The 847-nt window shown below is 51.5% G+C and carries 1 protein-coding gene; it reads right to left on the reverse strand.

The features are described from left to right. Positions 1 to 205 precede the first annotated feature (205 nt). Positions 206 to 724, reverse strand: coding sequence for an Lrp/AsnC family transcriptional regulator (locus VZ95_RS20845; RefSeq protein WP_045777574.1), 519 nt, complete (start codon positions 722 to 724; stop codon positions 206 to 208). Positions 725 to 847: the final 123 nt, after the last annotated feature.

Here is an 847-nt window from a genome sequence, read left to right on the forward strand (position 1 = left end):
AATTTTGCAGATGCCCTTGCCCGAAAGCACCCGCGCCATCAGTCGGCGGGGAGGGGAGGAAGCCGACTGATTGACATGGTCATAATGTATCATCGCTACATTCTTCTGTCACTCAGTTTTCAGAATGGGCGGATAGGACCGCTTTAAACCCAATTTATCCTAGAGACACGTAGCCTGACTACAGCCGCAAACAGGCAACGGAATATCAGGACAGAATGACAGACGGATTCGTGTCTTTATCGATGAGATGGGCCAGCGGCATGCCGCGATAGGCTTTGACGGGTTTAATGACGATGTGGCTAAAGAATTTATCGATCCCCACGTCGGAATTAATCATCTTCTCACTGAGAATCTGATAATCCCGCACGTCCCCGCAGACAAACTTCAGAAGATAATCGTACCCACCACCAATCGAATAAGCTTCGATAATCTCGGGGATTTTGGCGATGACAGTCTCGAAGCGCTCATAGTCTTCGCCGCGCTGATTCTTCAGCGTTACTTCGGCAAAAACCAGCACATTGCGACACAGAAGATCCAGATCGATTTCGGCTGAGTAGCGGTTGATATAGCCCGCCGCCTCCAAACGCTTCACCCGCTCTAAGCAGGGACTGGGCGACAGGCCGACTTTTTCCGCCAGCTTGAGATTGGTAATCCGCCCCTCAGTCTGCAAAAGGCTGAGAATTTTAAGATCGGTTCGATCCAACTTGCGCGGCGTTTTACCCATAGAAAGACCCTGCCGAATTTTATTCTGCTTGCGTCAGGGATAGCGCAATTCAGTGGCGCTGGCGAGAGGCTTACGTCTGCGGGCTCTCCCTCAGGCCGGTTGCCTCGCCAGATACTCTGAAAA

The sequence above is a fragment of the Elstera litoralis genome, from assembly GCF_000963705.1.
Lineage (GTDB): Bacteria > Pseudomonadota > Alphaproteobacteria > Elsterales > Elsteraceae > Elstera > Elstera litoralis.